At 42.2% G+C, this 16,017-nt stretch carries 17 protein-coding genes; 10 read left to right on the top strand and 7 right to left on the bottom strand.

Going from position 1 to position 16,017, the window contains the following annotated elements; genetic code table 11:
* Positions 1–32: 32 nt before the first annotated feature.
* From H1R16_RS10770 to H1R16_RS10735, 8 genes are all read left to right on the top strand, one after another.
* Entirely contained in the window at positions 33–1,160 is a 1,128-nt protein-coding gene (locus tag H1R16_RS10770) for a carboxylate-amine ligase (protein WP_181886545.1), read from the top strand.
* Between the two features lie 34 nt (positions 1,161–1,194).
* Complete coding sequence (locus H1R16_RS10765; RefSeq protein ID WP_181886546.1) at positions 1,195–2,025, top strand: type 1 glutamine amidotransferase; 831 nt, start codon at positions 1,195–1,197, stop codon at positions 2,023–2,025.
* Positions 2,026–2,112: 87 nt separating this feature from the next.
* Positions 2,113–3,297, top strand: a complete 1,185-nt coding sequence (locus tag H1R16_RS10760; RefSeq protein WP_181886547.1) for an ATP-grasp domain-containing protein — start codon at positions 2,113–2,115, stop codon at positions 3,295–3,297.
* 306 nt (positions 3,298–3,603) lie between these two features.
* The gene (locus H1R16_RS10755) at positions 3,604–4,023 is read left to right on the top strand and encodes a hypothetical protein (RefSeq protein WP_181886548.1); all 420 of its coding nucleotides are present in this window, start codon (positions 3,604–3,606) and stop codon (positions 4,021–4,023) included.
* Positions 4,024–4,391: 368 nt separating this feature from the next.
* Positions 4,392–5,057: a hypothetical protein gene (locus H1R16_RS10750; RefSeq protein ID WP_181886549.1), complete on the top strand. Its 666-nt coding sequence runs from the start codon at positions 4,392–4,394 to the stop codon at positions 5,055–5,057.
* A 563-nt stretch (positions 5,058–5,620) separates the two neighbouring features.
* Entirely contained in the window at positions 5,621–6,319 is a 699-nt protein-coding gene (locus H1R16_RS10745) for a hypothetical protein (protein WP_181886550.1), read from the top strand.
* A 244-nt stretch (positions 6,320–6,563) separates the two neighbouring features.
* A complete protein-coding gene (locus H1R16_RS10740; RefSeq protein ID WP_181886551.1) occupies positions 6,564–7,424 on the top strand; it encodes an amidohydrolase family protein in 861 nt (286 codons plus the stop codon).
* A gap of 43 nt (positions 7,425–7,467) precedes the next feature.
* Positions 7,468–7,899, top strand: coding sequence for a DUF1801 domain-containing protein (locus tag H1R16_RS10735; protein WP_181886552.1), 432 nt, complete (start codon positions 7,468–7,470; stop codon positions 7,897–7,899).
* A gap of 87 nt (positions 7,900–7,986) precedes the next feature.
* On the opposite strand, the gene H1R16_RS10730 is transcribed toward H1R16_RS10735, so the two are convergent.
* Positions 7,987–9,399, bottom strand: a complete 1,413-nt coding sequence (locus H1R16_RS10730) for a T9SS type A sorting domain-containing protein (protein WP_181886553.1) — start codon at positions 9,397–9,399, stop codon at positions 7,987–7,989.
* 246 nt (positions 9,400–9,645) lie between these two features.
* Between H1R16_RS10730 and H1R16_RS10725 the strand changes: the two genes are divergently transcribed.
* Together H1R16_RS10725 and H1R16_RS10720 are read left to right on the top strand one after the other, a co-directional pair.
* A complete protein-coding gene (locus H1R16_RS10725; RefSeq protein ID WP_181886554.1) occupies positions 9,646–10,242 on the top strand; it encodes a Crp/Fnr family transcriptional regulator in 597 nt (198 codons plus the stop codon).
* Entirely contained in the window at positions 10,242–11,456 is a 1,215-nt protein-coding gene (locus tag H1R16_RS10720) for a hypothetical protein (protein ID WP_181886555.1), read from the top strand. Before H1R16_RS10725 ends, H1R16_RS10720 begins: the two co-directional genes overlap by 1 nt.
* A gap of 73 nt (positions 11,457–11,529) precedes the next feature.
* On the opposite strand, the gene H1R16_RS10715 is transcribed toward H1R16_RS10720, so the two are convergent.
* The 6 genes from H1R16_RS10715 to H1R16_RS10690 form a co-directional block, all read right to left on the bottom strand.
* Positions 11,530–12,084 (bottom strand): fasciclin domain-containing protein, encoded by a 555-nt coding sequence (locus H1R16_RS10715; RefSeq protein ID WP_181886556.1) that lies wholly within the window; start codon positions 12,082–12,084, stop codon positions 11,530–11,532.
* 111 nt (positions 12,085–12,195) lie between these two features.
* Entirely contained in the window at positions 12,196–12,963 is a 768-nt protein-coding gene (locus tag H1R16_RS10710) for an ABC transporter permease subunit (protein ID WP_181886557.1), read from the bottom strand.
* Positions 12,960–13,673: an ABC transporter ATP-binding protein gene (locus H1R16_RS10705; RefSeq protein WP_181886558.1), complete on the bottom strand. Its 714-nt coding sequence runs from the start codon at positions 13,671–13,673 to the stop codon at positions 12,960–12,962. The genes H1R16_RS10710 and H1R16_RS10705 overlap by 4 nt, the downstream gene beginning before the upstream one ends.
* Positions 13,674–13,706: 33 nt before the next feature.
* Positions 13,707–14,933, bottom strand: a complete 1,227-nt coding sequence (locus tag H1R16_RS10700) for a nitrous oxide reductase family maturation protein NosD (protein ID WP_181886559.1) — start codon at positions 14,931–14,933, stop codon at positions 13,707–13,709.
* Between the two features lie 8 nt (positions 14,934–14,941).
* Positions 14,942–15,352, bottom strand: coding sequence for a nitrous oxide reductase accessory protein NosL (locus H1R16_RS10695; protein ID WP_181886560.1), 411 nt, complete (start codon positions 15,350–15,352; stop codon positions 14,942–14,944).
* Between the two features lie 28 nt (positions 15,353–15,380).
* Entirely contained in the window at positions 15,381–15,971 is a 591-nt protein-coding gene (locus H1R16_RS10690; RefSeq protein WP_181886561.1) for a hypothetical protein, read from the bottom strand.
* Between the last annotated feature and the right edge of the window lie 46 nt (positions 15,972–16,017).

Raw genomic sequence — 16,017 nt, 5'->3', positions numbered from 1 at the left:
ATCAGTCTAAAGCATCACAAAAAACACAAATCATGCATAAATTTACGATTGGCGTCGAAGAGGAATACCAGATCATTGACGCCGAAACCCGCGACCTGGTCTCACACGTATCCAAAATAATCGAGGGCGGAAAAGCCACACTCGAGGAGCATCTGAAACACGAGATGCACGAAAGCGTGGTGGAAATGGAAACCGGCATCTGCAATAATATTCAGGAAGTGAAGGCCGAACTTACCGATCTCCGCAAACGGCTTATAAAGGTGGCCCACGAAAATAACCTGCGCGTTGCGGGTGGCGGCACCCATCCCTTTTCCAGGTGGGAAGACAACCCGATCACCAAAGCCGAACGGTATGACAAAATAGTGAGCGACCTCGGAGATGTTGCGCGCTCCAACCTTATCTTCGGACTTCACGTTCATATAGGCATTCCGGACCGGGAAGAGGGCATACGGATCCAGAACATCATGCGGTATTTCCTGCCTCACGTGTATGCGCTTTCTACCAACTCGCCCTTCTGGGTGGGCAGCAAGACAGGGTTCAAGTCCTACCGCCAGCATGTTTTTGTTAAATTCCCGCGCACCGGAATACCCAGTTATTTCAGCTGCGTTGCCGAATTTGACGCTTACATAAACCTGATGATCAAGACCGGCACCATAGACAATGCCAAGAAAATATGGTGGGATCTGCGCGTTCATCCGTTCTACCCTACCATTGAATTCAGGATTTGCGATATGCCGATGCGAATTGAGGAAACCGTTTGCCTGGCCGCCATTATGCAGTGCCTGGTGGCCAAGATCTACAAACTTCACCAACAGAACATGAGTTTCCGCAGCTACCGCCGACTGCTTCTTACCGAAAATAAATGGCGTGCATCCAAGGAAGGCATCCATGCGCACCTGATTGATTTCGGCAAAGAAACAAGCGTACCATATGTAGATTTGCTTAAGGAATTATTGGAATTCATTGACGATGTGGTAGATGAACTTGGCTGCCGCGCGGAAGTGGAATATGCCTGGGAAATTATGAAGAACGGCACCGGCGCCGACCGCCAGCTGCAGGTTTATGAAGAAACCGGATGCCTGAAAGCCGTGGTGGATTATATGATTGCCGAAACCGAATATGGAATTACGCATCACAATGACCCTCAATTAATTATATAAGCGTAATTTTGCAGGTTCTAATAATTGCACCCCTATGAAAAAGATAAGACTGGCCCTGCTAGACATGAATAACAACCACGCAAACCAGGGAATGCGGAATATTAAAGAGATTGCCGACACTTTCAAACAGAACTCAGATGAAGATGTAGAAATTGAGGTTTTTGATGTCCGCTATAACAATGAGATGCCGCGGGTACAGGATTTCGACATCTTTATCTCCTCCGGTGGGCCGGGCGATCCGTACAGGCAAGGACATGCCTGGGAACAGCCTTATGCAGATTTTCTGAACGAAGTTTGGGACCACAATAAAAACAATACAGAGCGCAAATTCCTTTTTCTGATCTGCCACTCTTTCCAGTTGGCCAGTATTCACTGGAAGCTTGGTAATATCTGTAAGCGAAAATCCTATTCTTTCGGGGTGATGCCAATTCATAAAAATTATCAGGGTGAAGAGGATTTCCTGCTGAAAGGACTCCCGGAACCTTTCTATGGAGTGGACAGCCGCGCTTATCAGTTTATAGAACCCAACCTCCGCAAAATGGAAGAGTTAGGAATGAGGATTGTGGCCCTGGAGAAAGTGCGGCCGCACATCCATCTGGAACGTGCCGTAATGGCCATCCGCTTTTCTGATGAGATTTTCGGAACGCAGTTTCATCCCGAAGCAGATCCTGAAGGAATGATTAAAAGTCTGGAAATAGCCCAGAACCGCGAGGCCATGATTGAAAGTTACGGTATGGAAAAGTACCTGGAAACTGTGGACCGCATGAACGATCCCGATAAAATCCTGCTCACCCAGGCCCAGATTTTGCCGCGGTTTCTGCAGCATGCTGCCAGGGAAATCGTTCGCGACCTCACTCCTGCGTAAACCCACTGAAAATGACCGGCTTTTAAGCCGGTTTTTTTTATTCGGAAAGCTAAAAATCCATATATTTAAGTACCAAAAACACAAAGGATGATCGCAAAATACAGAGAACAGTTCAACAGGGAATTCAATGCGGAAAAATACAATCAGGTTATAGAAAGTCTTGCAGAAAAAGGCGGCATAAAACCTCCGTTCCGGGTTTCCGAGAGTCCCGTTTTCCTGACGGAAGAATTCCGGTCTAAACTGCAGTTGGCGTGCGACAGTATTATCACGCAGATTAAAAATATGTCTGAAGCCGAACTAGGCAAAGCTGTTCCTGAACAGTATCACGTACCTAGCGATACCGCTCAGCCGCATTTTTTCACCATTGACTTTGGTATCTGCCAAAATAGTCAGGGCGACGTGGAGCCACAGCTTATCGAACTTCAGGCCTTCCCTACCCTTTATGGTTTCCAGCGCGAACTGCAGAACACGCTTTGTGAAGTCTATCCATTCCTGAATGAATTAAAACCCGAAATGACTGATGAGGAGTATTACAGCGAACTCAGTAAACTGTTAATTGGAGGTGAAAATCCTGAGAACGTGGTCCTGCTGGAAATCCACCCGCATGAGCAGAAAACCAATATCGATTTTTACATCACCGAAAAAAAGCTGGGCATCAGGCCCGTGTGCCTTACTGAAGTAAAGAAAAAAGGCCGCGAACTGTTTTACGAAAAAGACGGGCGGCTTGTTCAGATTAAGCGGATTTATAACCGTGTAATCTTCGACGAACTGGACCGTATGGAAAATTTGGTTACTGAATTTGACTTCCGTGATGATGTTGATGTAAAATGGATTACCCACCCCAACTGGTTCTTTAAGATTTCTAAGTTCCTGCTGCCAAAACTCAACCACGAATACGCACCCAAAAGCTACTTCCTGAATGATTACCCGGGAACCGAAAACCTTTCAGACTTTGTACTGAAGCCGCTCTTTTCATTTGCCGGCGCCGGAGTTAACCTGAACCCCACACCGGAAATCCTTACTGAAATCACCGACCCGGAGAATTACATACTACAGCGAAAGGTAAATTATGCACCCCTTTTCAAAGACATCAACGGCGATTTTGCCAAAGCCGAAATCCGCCTGCTTTACATCTGGCACGAAGGCGAAGACCGCCCCCAACTTATGGAGCACCTGGTGCGCATGACCAAAGCCGATATGGTAAACGTAGATTTCAATAAAAAAGACGCTATCTGGATTGGCGCGAGCACGGCGTTTTTTGGAGAAGCATAAACTTACTTAAAGCAAAAAAGTGCAACCTGAAAACACCAGATAATATGGACGATTTAAAACGGTCTAACTTTAAACCGGGAAGGTTGTGGTTGAACGGACAGTACTCTCATTTAAGCACCAAAAGTTTGCAACAGATTACATGTCCATTTGATGACTTAAAAACAAAATTAAATTATATTTGAATTAGCAGATAAGTATCAAATTTGTGATATGCCTTCAAGATCGGATTGATAAGTATCACGTTAAGATACATATATACAAAATAGCAGAGATTTAAAACAATATATATTAAAACCACTTTTGATTATGAAACAAATAATTACAAGTTTATTGGTCTTTTCGAGTATCACACTGTTTAGTCAGCGTGTAAATTTCAAAAAAAATAAAGTTTTCTTTGACAAAAAGGAAATCTTAGATTATGAAATAGGAGGTACTTTTGGCGCAACAAATTATGATTTATATGAAATAGAACCTCATAAAAGAATAATAGTGCTTATCGATAATAATGGCGGTACCCCTAGGGAACATTTAGATGATTATGTTCAAATCAAGTTTATTACTTCAGGCACCAATGCTGATGTAAGAGGTAATATTATAGACGCGATTAAGTTATTAGTAAAAAATGAAGTAATAACTGAAAATGGAAAGCTTGATGAAAGTAAAATTGAATTATTCGTAAAAAACTATGATGAAAATATTTCTAACAGAACAATAATTTCAAGATAAACTTCTGCTAATAACTAAGCTTTCGTTGGGCTTGAAAAGCCAACAATGAAAGCCCGTTAGATCCTTCGCTGCGCTCTGGACAGGCTCACCTTCGGAAGCTTTTTTCAGCGGAATTTCAGCAGTCTAAGGTGTTTTCGTTTTAGGAATTTAGATACAAAGCAGTTTTTTAGAAGGACTGCTTTTTTGTGGTATCTTTAACTGACCCGCTTTTGCCCGCCTGCTAAAGCTGTGTCCGGAAAAAAAAATGAAAAATGGCCGCAGCGAAAAGAATACAGAAACAAATCACTAAATTTGGTCTGACTGACAAAGATACTGAAATTACATCTATCTGATTATCAACATACTAATTTAATGTTAGTCAGAATAATATGACAAACATAGAACTACAAGACCGAATCACGACATTAATAGAATTTGGAAATTCACTTTATGACAATTTAACATATGATGAACCTTATTCAATAGGATTTATTAAGGATGGTAGTTTTGTTGGATTTAAAACTTTGTCCTTATCTTTTATAAAAAATTTATATGGTGAAAATCATCTTTATTTTAAAGAATTTGAGGAAGCTGCAAATGGAACATATAAATTTAATGTTGATGAATCATTGAGTATATTAAGCTCAATAAAATTCGAAATTGAAAACGGATGGCTTTATAATTTAAAACAATTAGTAACAGCAGAATTATTTTCTGATTTTCTTGAAATGAGTAAATATTTACTAGAAGAGGGTTACAAAGATGCTGCGGCTGTAATGATAGGATCCACACTTGAAGAACAATTAAGACAATTATCCATTAATAATTCAATAGAAATATCATCAATTAGAGATGGAAAAGAGATACCTAAAAAAGCAAATCTATTAAATGCAGAACTCTATAAAGCAAACATTTATAATTCATTAACAAATAAAAGTATTACAAGTTGGCTTGACTTAAGAAATAATGCCGCTCATGGTCATTATAATGTATATAGCAGAGATGAAGTCAATTTGATGTATCAAGGAGTAGTGAATTTTATTTCAACAATTTAATATTTAAATATAACTTCTGCTAATAACTAAGCTTTCGTTGGGCTTGAAAAGCCAACAATGAAAGCCTGTTAGATCCTTCGCTGCGCTCTGGACAAGCTCACCTTCGGAAGCTTTTCAGCTGAATTTAAGCAGTCTATTGAGCAGTCGTTTTAGGAATTTAGATACACAATTTAGAAGGACTACTTTTTTTGTTGGTGGCTTGCACCCTGAATTAGTTTTTTGACATTCGTAATAAAGCTTTGCAGCAATTCACCAAAACAACTAACTTCGCTACTGGCGCGCTTCAGAAATTTGTTTACCCCTAACTCCTGCGGAGACTTTTTTTTGTAGGCTTTTAAAGATTTTATTGCTGTTTTGCCAAATTAATAAAACAGAGAGGAGTAAAGCTACCGCAGGTTTAGTTCAACAAGGAATTTCTACTAGCGTGGTTGACGTTTACATCATAAGGATTTCGCGAGTTGTTCTTTTTGTTATATTAACAAAGACCAGTAATAATAAGCCCCGACAAGAGAAACACCCAACTGTTACCTGCCACTGTAATGGAATGTCAGGATATCATTAGAATGAAATATAATATTACTCAGACCTCGCAATTTTTATATACAGTAACATTTTTAATCACATTGTTATCTGGAATTTTTACTTTAGTTCTTTTGGTTCCTAAAGGAGTATCATTTTTGATTTTTTTGGCACTTTTTGCACCAATTTTTATTCTGGCTTTTTATTTACCAAGATTTACTTCTACTGCTGAGATTGAGATTATTATGGATGAGAAGGGTATGGAAAGAAAATGGATAAAGCAATTTCTTTTTCAAACGAGAGAAGATGACTATATACATTGGATGGATATAGAAAGTTATATTTTTCAACCAAATTCGCAATTTGATAAGTTTAAATTGAACCTCAAAAATGGAAGTAATTTTGCCTTTTTTCACAATAATGAGTCTAGCAATACAGATGACTTTAACCACTTTCTACGTGATTTCATAACTAAAGTTGAGGAAATCAACACTAAACCGGGAGATAAAAAACAACCAATTCGCATTGGAAAAACCTTTTACGAAACAACTTTGGGTTTAGTGATTGCTATTTTTTTTGTGATAATCATTATTGCTGTACCAACTGTACTTATTGTTGTGCCTGGAAAAGATAAAGCCAGTTCATCAACAATCTTGGGGATTATTTCATCATCGGCACCTATTATCTTTTTTATTTTTCAGGTTTACACTCATCGAAGAAAGAGGAGACAAATTAAAAAATAAAACAAGTAATTCAGCGGCAGGTAATAACTAATCTTTCGTTGGGGTTGAAAAGCCAGCAATGAAAGCCCGTTAGATCCTTCGCTGCGCTCTGGACAGGCTCACCTCCGGTAGTTTTTTGGCAGTCTATGGAGTTGTCGTCATAAAGCAGTTTTTACAAGGACTGCTTATTGCAAATGCCACCCTGCGATTATCAGTTATTGTGTTTGCATAACTCATTTCGTAACTTTACGTAAATATTAAGGTTATGAAAATCACCTGTTTAAGTGCTTTCCTACTGCTTAATATGGTGCAAATGAAGGCCCAGAAAGTTTTTGACACCCATATTCATGGCGACAGAGACATTAAGATTCAGACCTCAAAGTTAAGGAAGGCGGGAGTTTATAAGGCGGCAGTCAGCACGTCGTGGGCCGCGCAGGAAAATTATAAAAACAACGACAGCATCCAGATCTTAAAAGGTTTGATGCTTCCCTGCCCAAACGGCAAAGTGCCCTACAGCCTCCAGAAATGCTATGAAAGCGGTCAGGATTTTCCGGATCCCGGTTGGGTGGAGCAGCAGATCAGGGAAAACAGGATTCACTTTATAGGTGAGGTATTAAGTCAGTATTACGGAATTGCGCCATCAGACAAAACGCTCTACCCCTACTATGCCCTGGCACAGAAATACGGCCTTCCCGTTGGGATCCATTCCGGTCTGGCCGGTCCCAATCATGGAAGTCCGCACTTCAAAGTAAGCCTTGGTAATCCTATGCTGCTGGAACCTATGCTGCAGGATTTCCCCAACCTGAACGTCTGGATCATGCACGCCGGCGCCCCTTTTATGGATGATACCATTGCCATCATGACTTATTACCGCAACCTTTATGCGGACCTTTCGGCTGTTTCAAATCCGGATCTGTTTCCAACTGAAGACTTCCGTTATATAATGAAAAGACTGATCAATGCGGGACTTGGAGACCGCCTGATGTTCGGGTCGGATAATGGTGACATTGAGAAATGTCTGGCCAGTATTAAAGCCCTGGATTTTCTTTCCCAGGAACAGAAAGATGCTGTTCTTTACAAAAACGCCGAAAGATTTTTTCAAAATCCCGGACAGAATAAACGATAAAAGATGTAATTCCCTGCAACAAGAAATCTAAAAATTATTTCCGATGGACCTGAACACGCAGATTAAGGATTTCATAGAAAGTCAGCCACAATCGAAACGCCGTGACGTGGAAATTCTGCACACAGAAATACAGAAGTTGTTATCTGGAGCGAAACTCTGGTTTTTTGACGGCAAGGATGAAAACGCCAAAATAGTGGCTAATCCACAGATTGGATACGGCACACAAACTATGACGTATGCAGACGGGAAACAGAAAGAATTTTACCAAATAGGCCTCAGCACCAATACCACCGGAATTTCGGTTTATATAATGGGCTTAGAAGATAAAAATTACCTCCCCAATGTTTATGGCAACCTAATAGGAAAAGCAAAGGTCACCGGCTACTGCATCAAATTTAAAACGCTTAAAGACATCAATAAAGATGTGCTGATGAAGGCCATAAGCTTGGGCATGACCGGAACTGATTCCAGATAAATACCACCAGCGCTGAAATTCAGCAAAAAACCTCTTTCGATGAAGAGGTTTTAGCTTTTTTATTCAGTGCGGTGAAACAGAGCAATTTTACTTCTTGATGAATTTTTTAATGATCTCCTGACCTTCATACAGCACTTTAATATGGTAAACGCCTTTTTGGAAATAAGAGACATCAACCTTTCCTTCTAGCGTATTTCCTTTGAGAATAAGTCTTCCCGCCGAATCCCAGATGGTATAATCAACGTTAGTCCGCTCGGAGTTGAAGTACAGATAATCAACCGTTGGAATTGGATAAATCCCAAAGTGAAATTCGGCCGGAGTCGTGGGTGGATTGGCAGGTCCGGTTCCGGGCTGGCCGGGTGTACCTGGACCTCCCGGCGTGCCGGGATTACCGGGTGTTCCGGGCGAGGTAGGAAGGCCTCCACCAAGTTTTACGATCCGCCAGTAATCATCATTGCCGCCGGTACCGTCCCACCCGTGCGCTATAGTCATATTTAAACCAGCTGATCTCGGGAAAGCCCTGCCTACATTACTAATGAGGTGCCAGGTTACACCACCATCTGTACTGTATTTGGAACCTCGCGAACTGGTGGGTCCGTAGGAAGCGCCGGTAGCCAGCAGTATGTCTGTATTCGGTATTTTCTCAAGATAAGTCTGCTGCCCAAAGCCTGGATTTCCAACGTATTGTTCTGTGGCAAAGCCATCCGTAGTTTTGTACAGTTTGCCGTCGTTATAATTGGTATATAATGCAGAATTTGCTCCAGTAATCTGAAAATGACCTAAACTTTTGGTTCCGAATTCATAATGGGAGGAATCGTACAGAGTCTGCGTAACTGTCCAGGTCACGCCCCTGTCATTGGTCCTGATCATCTCACCCTCACTGCTTCCAAACCAAAACGAATCTCCCAGGTCATCGTGGATATAGCGGGGAATTTGGTTAGGTTTAGATGAAGTAAGAAGCGCACCGCCTTTGGCAACCCATGTTACACCACCATCCGCTGTGCGGAAAATTTCTATCTTCTTAGAACTGTTGGGACTGTTGTCCGGATAGCAGACCACAATTCCCGTATTCGCATCCCAAAAATGAACGTAGGTCAGAATCGTTTGAAATTCCTTAATCACAGTCCACGACTGTCCGCCGTTCTGGGTTTTGTACAGACGGCCCTTGCCGGTATTCAACTGATATCTGGTTCCCATATAAGCCAAATTTTCAGACACGGCATGTAAATCTGAGACGGCAAAAAACTGGTCACTATAATTCTGCAGATTTGGAACTGCCTGCCATGTAGCGCCACCATCTGTAGTTTTGGTAAAAGCCACTTTACCCTGATCGTTCCAGTGACAGGCCCATACCACCTGCTGATCCGCAATGCTGTAATTGATCGTGGCATTAGCCGCCGTGGCAGGATACACCGTATTCATATGCAGCCAGTGAAACTGTGCGTAGCTGCTGGATGTCATTACGGAAAAAAGGAATAGAGAAAGTAGTTTTTTAATCATATAAAAATATTTGAGTTAGTATCAAATATATAAAATATATTGTCTGTATACTTTATGTTCCTAATTAATTATCATTTTTAATGCGGAATACACAATGTAATTAAGGCAAACCGTTCATTAATTGCTGTATTTGCGGAGATTTCACGTCTTCCTTACCTTCAGCAACGAAACAAGGAAGATTAATATCAGACAATTTCATCCTTTTTAGTCACATATTTTTTGTAGATTTGGTTAAAACCTTAGCCTATGTTCACCAAAGAAATCCTGCAGAAAAACAAGATTCCGAAGCATACCTATAAAAAGAAGGATGTGCTTTTCCGGGAAAATGAAAGGGCTTCATCGCTTTACTATCTGCTAGAAGGTGAGGTTAAGATTTATAATACCGACTGCGAAGGCAAGGAGTTCCTGATTACCAAAGTGACAGACCACCAGTTTATGGGCGAGCCGCCATTTCTGCTGAATGAGAGGTATCCCGCTACGGCCAACATTGCCAGCGATACGGCTCTGATCTATATTTTCAGCCAGGAACTTTTCCGCAAATTTCTTGATGATAATCCTGAATTTCATTTTGAATTTCTAAAAGAAATTGCACAGAAAGCCTATGACAAGACCATCAAGCTGAAATCAATCGTGCACCAGAATCCCTGCGAACGCATTACTGCCTTCCTTAAAACTCATAAGAAAAGCTCAGGCATTGAAGAGCATGAGAAAACAATCATCGATGTCACGCGCAAGGAACTGGCAAATTCCACCGGTCTGGCCATAGAAACGGTTATACGCACTGTAAAAAGGATGGAAAGGGAGCAGAAGATTGAACTCATTAACCATAAAATCTACTTCTGATGCCGCGTACGCTCTGGCTGAAATTTTCAGTCTTCAACTTTGTGCTGGTCGCACTTTTGGGTGTAATCATGAGGTATAAAATCCTGTACTCGCTGCCCTTTCTGGAGCAGAAACATTTGCAGGAAGCTCATTCACACTTCGCTTTTTACGGCTGGATCACCAACGTACTTTATATTCTTATGGTTATCTACCTGTCCAAAGTGCGGCCGGAGATCTCAGTTCGTAAATATAATATCCTGATTATCCTAAACCTGATGGCCTCCTTTGCCATGATTGGCACCTTCATTTACGGCGGCTATTTCTGGGGGTCCATTGCAGCGTCTGCAGTGGCACTGCTCGTATCGTTTGTATTTGCTTTCTTCTTTGTTAAAGATTTAAAATACCTGCGGGAGACATCAAAAATATGGTTTCTGGGCGGACTTTTCTTTGCTGTAATTTCGTCGGCAGGTGTTTTCAATCTGGCATATATGAAGAGTTCGGGCAATATAACCCAGGACCTCTATCTGGCCTCGGAGTACTACTTCCTCCACTTTCAGTACAACGGATTTTTCATTTTCGCATGCATAGGTCTGCTGCTGTATTCTCTGAAAGAGGCAGGAACATTAATTATTGAAAAAGAGAACAAACTGATGTTCTGGCTGATGTTTTTTGGCTGCCTCATAGGCTTCGGGCTTTCAGTGCTGTGGCTCAAACTTTCCATGCCCGTATTTGCACTTATCATATTGGCTTCACTGGCGCAGACGTATGGCGCATTTCTGCTTTACAGGATTGTGAGACGCAGCTGGACCAACCTCATCCTTAAATGGTCAGTCGTGCAGCGTTTTGTCGTGATTTTTGTCGGTTCTGCGTTTGCTGCCAAGATTCTGCTTCAACTGGCGTCTAATGTGCCGGCCGTAAGCCAGTTTGCGTTTGGTTTCCGCAATGTGGTTATTGCTTATCTTCATTTGGTCCTGCTCATGTGCATCGCAACGTACCTGCTCAGCCTGGTACTGGCCACTAATTATTTCAACATCTCTAAAAGTCTGATTACAGGCCTTAAACTTTTTCTGGCGGGTATATTCCTGAATGAATTTATGCTGGGACTGATGGGCGTTTTTTCAATAAGGTACATCGCTGTTCCGTATGCAAATCATTTTCTGCTGGCTTTCTCGGTGCTTATTCTCGTAGCCCTGCTTATGATCTTCGTATCCCTTAGGAGAAGGAAGGAAATTTAGCATCTGTATTTGAAAACAGCTTTCAGAAAAATATGAAAGCTGCAATCAACATTAAATATACACTATGAAAAATCTATTCAGGCAGTAAAACCTCATCAATGGCATATACAATACCGTTGGAGGCAGGCACCGTAGCCACAATTCTGGCTTTGCCGTTAATCATTGGTTTACCGTCTACCATTGTAATCTTTATATTTTTTCCGTTTACCATTCCTAATGTCTGTCCGTCACTCATATACTCTTCCTTTATTACGCCTACATAAGTGTGGTAACCAAGGACATCAGAAAGTGCATCGGCCTGGTCAGGCTTCAGCAGTCCATCCACGGTGCCGGCAGGAAGTTTCTCAAAGGCTGAATTCAGCGGAGCAAACACGGTGAAAGGTCCTGCATTACTGAGGGAGGTCGTAAGGCCGGCAGCTTTTACGGCTGTTACCAGCGTAGACAGGTCCGCATTTCCGGCAGCCAGCTGCACAATATTTGGGTTGGAAACATCGTCCTTTACGGCTTCCTGTCCTACAACAGTCATTTCACTTCCGGAAACTTTACTTTCCGCTGCCGCCGGTTCGTTTTTGACGCAGGAAACTACAGCGAATGCCAAAAGCCCTAATACAAAATTGTTTTTTTTCATCACCTTTAATTTTACATAAATCTACGGCGAATTGTATTGCCCTGCACATGACTTCAGTCATAATTACTCTGCTGAAAACGTGACCTTTATCATGCATTTCACCTGCTGAATTTAGAGATCTTTTTTGTTAAACCTGATCAGTGATAAAACAAAAGGTATGGTGGCCCAAATAAGGAGTACAAGCATTGAAATTCCCATGCCGCCGCCTGAGCCGAACACCTGTTGGAAAACTGCGCCGGAATAACCCAGCATGGCTGAAATATTTAGTTGAAGTAGAACGAAAATCCGTGATAAACCCACAGGATTAAGACCAGCCAACGTGGCCATGATTCCCTCGATTGGGTAATCGGCGAACTGAAACATCATTACAAGCAGGATGCCGTCGTAAATAATGCTGAAGAACATCCAGATAAAGATGGATATTCCGATACCCTTGGCGCGGTCGCGGCTTGCAATGGCTGCAAGCATCGCAAAGGAGGTAAAGATTATTGAAAGTAATATACCTATAAGGATTAGTGAAAAGCCGGTTTCAATGGAAGAATAAAGCAATATCGGAATCCCGCAACCCAGCAGGAAAGCCAGCACAAGCGCCGCGGAAAGCCCCAGGAAGATGTTGGACCAGACCTTCACACGCGAAACCGGCTGACTCAGAAGCAGTTCAATAAACTGACTGCTGTTGTACACGTAAATTGTTGAAAATATAATGCTTACAAGGGGGACTACCAGCAGAACAACGTTCAACAGGCTCAGGGTAGCTTTTGTATAATTATTTTCCAATCCCAACACTGACCAGGAAATGATGAACAGCAGCACCGTGTAAAATATCACAATCTTGTTCTTCAGAATATCAAAAAGGATGAAGCGTGCTATCTTGTTCATTTTTTCATTTCTTTTAGGATGCTTATAATGGATTCTGATATCCGTTCCGATTTATGCTCAGTCATCAAATCTTCCACGGATTGCTGTACAATTACCCTACCCTCATTCATAAATACAATGTCGCTCACGATATCGTCCAGTTCGCTAAGCAGGTGGGATGTGATGATGATTAGTTTGCCTCTGTTTCTTTCTTTAATGATCTTGTTTTTCAGGATTTCAGATGCCAGTGGGTCCAGTCCCGCAGTAGGCTCGTCCAGAATAATTATTTTAGGGTCGAACATAAAGGCCAGCACAGCACTCACTTTCTGGGTTGTTCCGCCGGACAGGTTGCCCATCTTCTTGCCGAATATCTTTGTAAGCTCAAATGCGTCCAGAAGTTCGGTGTCCAAATCAGCATCCTTAACATTACGGGTTTCACGGATCATATTGACAGTTTGCTCAATGGTCATATTCTCGGGGTACCGCCCGATTTGCGGCATATAACCGATGTCTTTTCGGTAGCGGAAATCTTCTTTTACACTCCTGCCACCCACCATTATGTCACCGGTTTCAATTACATTCAGACCCAAGATGCACTTTATTAAAGTAGTTTTGCCGCAGCCATTGGGCCCAATCAGGGCAATTGATTTACCGTTGGTAAACGATAAATTCAGATTTTCGAGTGCGGTAAATTTGCTGAATTTTTTAGTGAGGTCTTTTATCTCTATCATATCTTTCAGTTATAGCCAAAAGGAGCAGCTGCATCAGTTTTCCACTTTTCGCATCAAAGGCTGTTCATCAACAAAGTTCTCGGGAGTCAGGCTGGGAATAACCTTCTCGGTCCTGTCCAGCAAATCCACAAAAAAAGTTTTGAAAAGCAGCATAATGGACGGATTGTTTTCCACCAGCACTGAGTAAAGGCTAAGCGGATGGAAGGGTACGTCCCCAATTTTATCTTTATCCAGATCATACCCCTCGTATTTGTCCCAGTAGTTTCTGCGGAAGTCGTTCATCGTCATGGATCCGCTCGTACTCACATCAAAGGTATTGTTGATGAAATTATTGTTGATGATCCGGTTTTCCATACAGTTCGAATTGATCTTCATACCCCAGCCATTGTCTGTAAAATTGTTCCTGAAAAGGTCGATTTTGGTAGCACCGTCCAGGAAGATAGCCGTAGTATTGTTTTGAAAGCGGTTGTTCCTGATCTTACTGAAGCTGATGTCCTTCAGCAGCAAGCCATAATTGGAATCACCCCAGTTATTGACGAACTTATTGCCCACCATGCCCACATTATTACTGTACATCACGGCAACGCCGGCGTTATTGTTGTCAAAGGTATTTCCAACGTAATCGCAGTCATTAGACGACATAAAATGGAGGCCGTATCTTAAATTCCGCACAGAATTATTCCGGTAGATATAGGAATCAATCACTTTTTCCAGATAAATACCGTCCTTATGACCTTCGATGTAATTGTTTTTGATCCAGATTTCTTCACTGACCCAGGCATGAATCCCGTCGCCGCTGCGTTCCTCCGAAGTGGCACGTTTGGACGTGATCCTGTTGTTCCGGATCAGACATCTGTAACCACGCTGAATATAAATCCCGAAATAATTATTTTCAAAAACATTATTCTCAATGGTGGAATATTTACTGTCATACAGCCGCACGGCACCAATGTTTTTAATTTCGTCTTCGCCGGAATTGATGATCTTAAAACCCTTCAGCAAAATATTATTTGCCCGGAACGAAAGGATCTCGTATTTCATCTCACCATCCAGGACCGGCCTGCCCTGCCCAATAAGCGACAGCGGATGTGTAATGCTGATATTTCCCTCGCGATAGGTGCCCGGGCCTACGAGAATGCTGTCTCCGCTTTGTGATGCGGCCACAGCCTGCCTGACAGTCGTGTACTGCTCTCCTTTCCCTACCCTCAGGGTCTTTGAAAAGATGAAAACAGGGATGAGAAGAAATAGCAGCCTAAGCATTGAGAAATTTATTTGGTTAAAGTTGCACCTGTTGCTGCCGCTGCCTTTTGGGCTGCCGCTTTATCACGGAAGGCCTGAGTATTGCCGCCCATTGGTGATTTTATGCTGCCGCCTTTTATGAATGTAGCGCGGGATTTCTCCAGAAACTGTCCGCTGGCGAAATCCACCACATACGTTTTGGCATTGGTAGCTTTTTCCGGATTGGAACTCTCGTACATCGTCATGCAGCTCAGGTCGTCAAACTTATAGGTGCGGCCTTTGTCGGTAATCAGCTGGGTAGCATATTTCACGTCGGTGATTGTCATGCGGCAGTTATCGCACTGGTCTTTGCCAACTGCGATGTCTTTGGGACCGCTTTTTTGGCAGGACATAATTGCAAGAACTGAAGCTGATATAAATAATATTTTGCTGATTTTCATTTTTGAGGATTTTAAGAGTTTAATGACTTTATAATTCAGATTGCTTAGGTTTTCTGTACTCAATAAAGGCTAAGATAGCCAAAATAAGTGCAACCCCAAACATGATTCCGCCTCCGATATTCGGGTAGGAATAAGCCCCAAAATTCAGGAGCTGCTTAAATCCGATCAAAGGTGGCTGGTAGGACATGCCGGGAACAATAATTGGCGCCGTAGGATCCAAGTTATGTCCGTAATCGTATTCCCACAACCAGAAATCTACCATAAAAGCCACACCAAAAATAAGAAACAGAACCAATGTTAGGTAAAGCCATATTTTCCGGTTAAGGAATGCGGTGAGAAAACACAGAAATGCAAAGAAACCAAGTGCATAAGGCAGGACCTTAAACTCCCAGAAATCGTCCGGATGTATGGTCTTCATGCCGATGTAATGGTTAAGGCCGTTTATGATCTCGTATTCGCCGGTAATTTTATTGGGCCACAGATACATTGCCAGGCCTTCGGGATACTGTGGAGCTGTAAGATAAATAGACCACAGCGGCACGAAGAGAGAGACTACCAGTGCACAGCCGCAAAAGACCAGTGCAATCCTCGTTATCTTTTTCAATGAATTGTTTTTCATTTCAGGTAAATTAAAAAGGGCAGAAACCTCTGCCCTCTTATTTAAC

Origin of the sequence: Marnyiella aurantia (assembly GCF_014041915.1) — a bacterium.
Taxonomy (GTDB): Bacteria; Bacteroidota; Bacteroidia; order Flavobacteriales; family Weeksellaceae; genus Marnyiella; species Marnyiella aurantia.
This window is presented reverse-complemented; position numbering and strand designations above follow the sequence as displayed.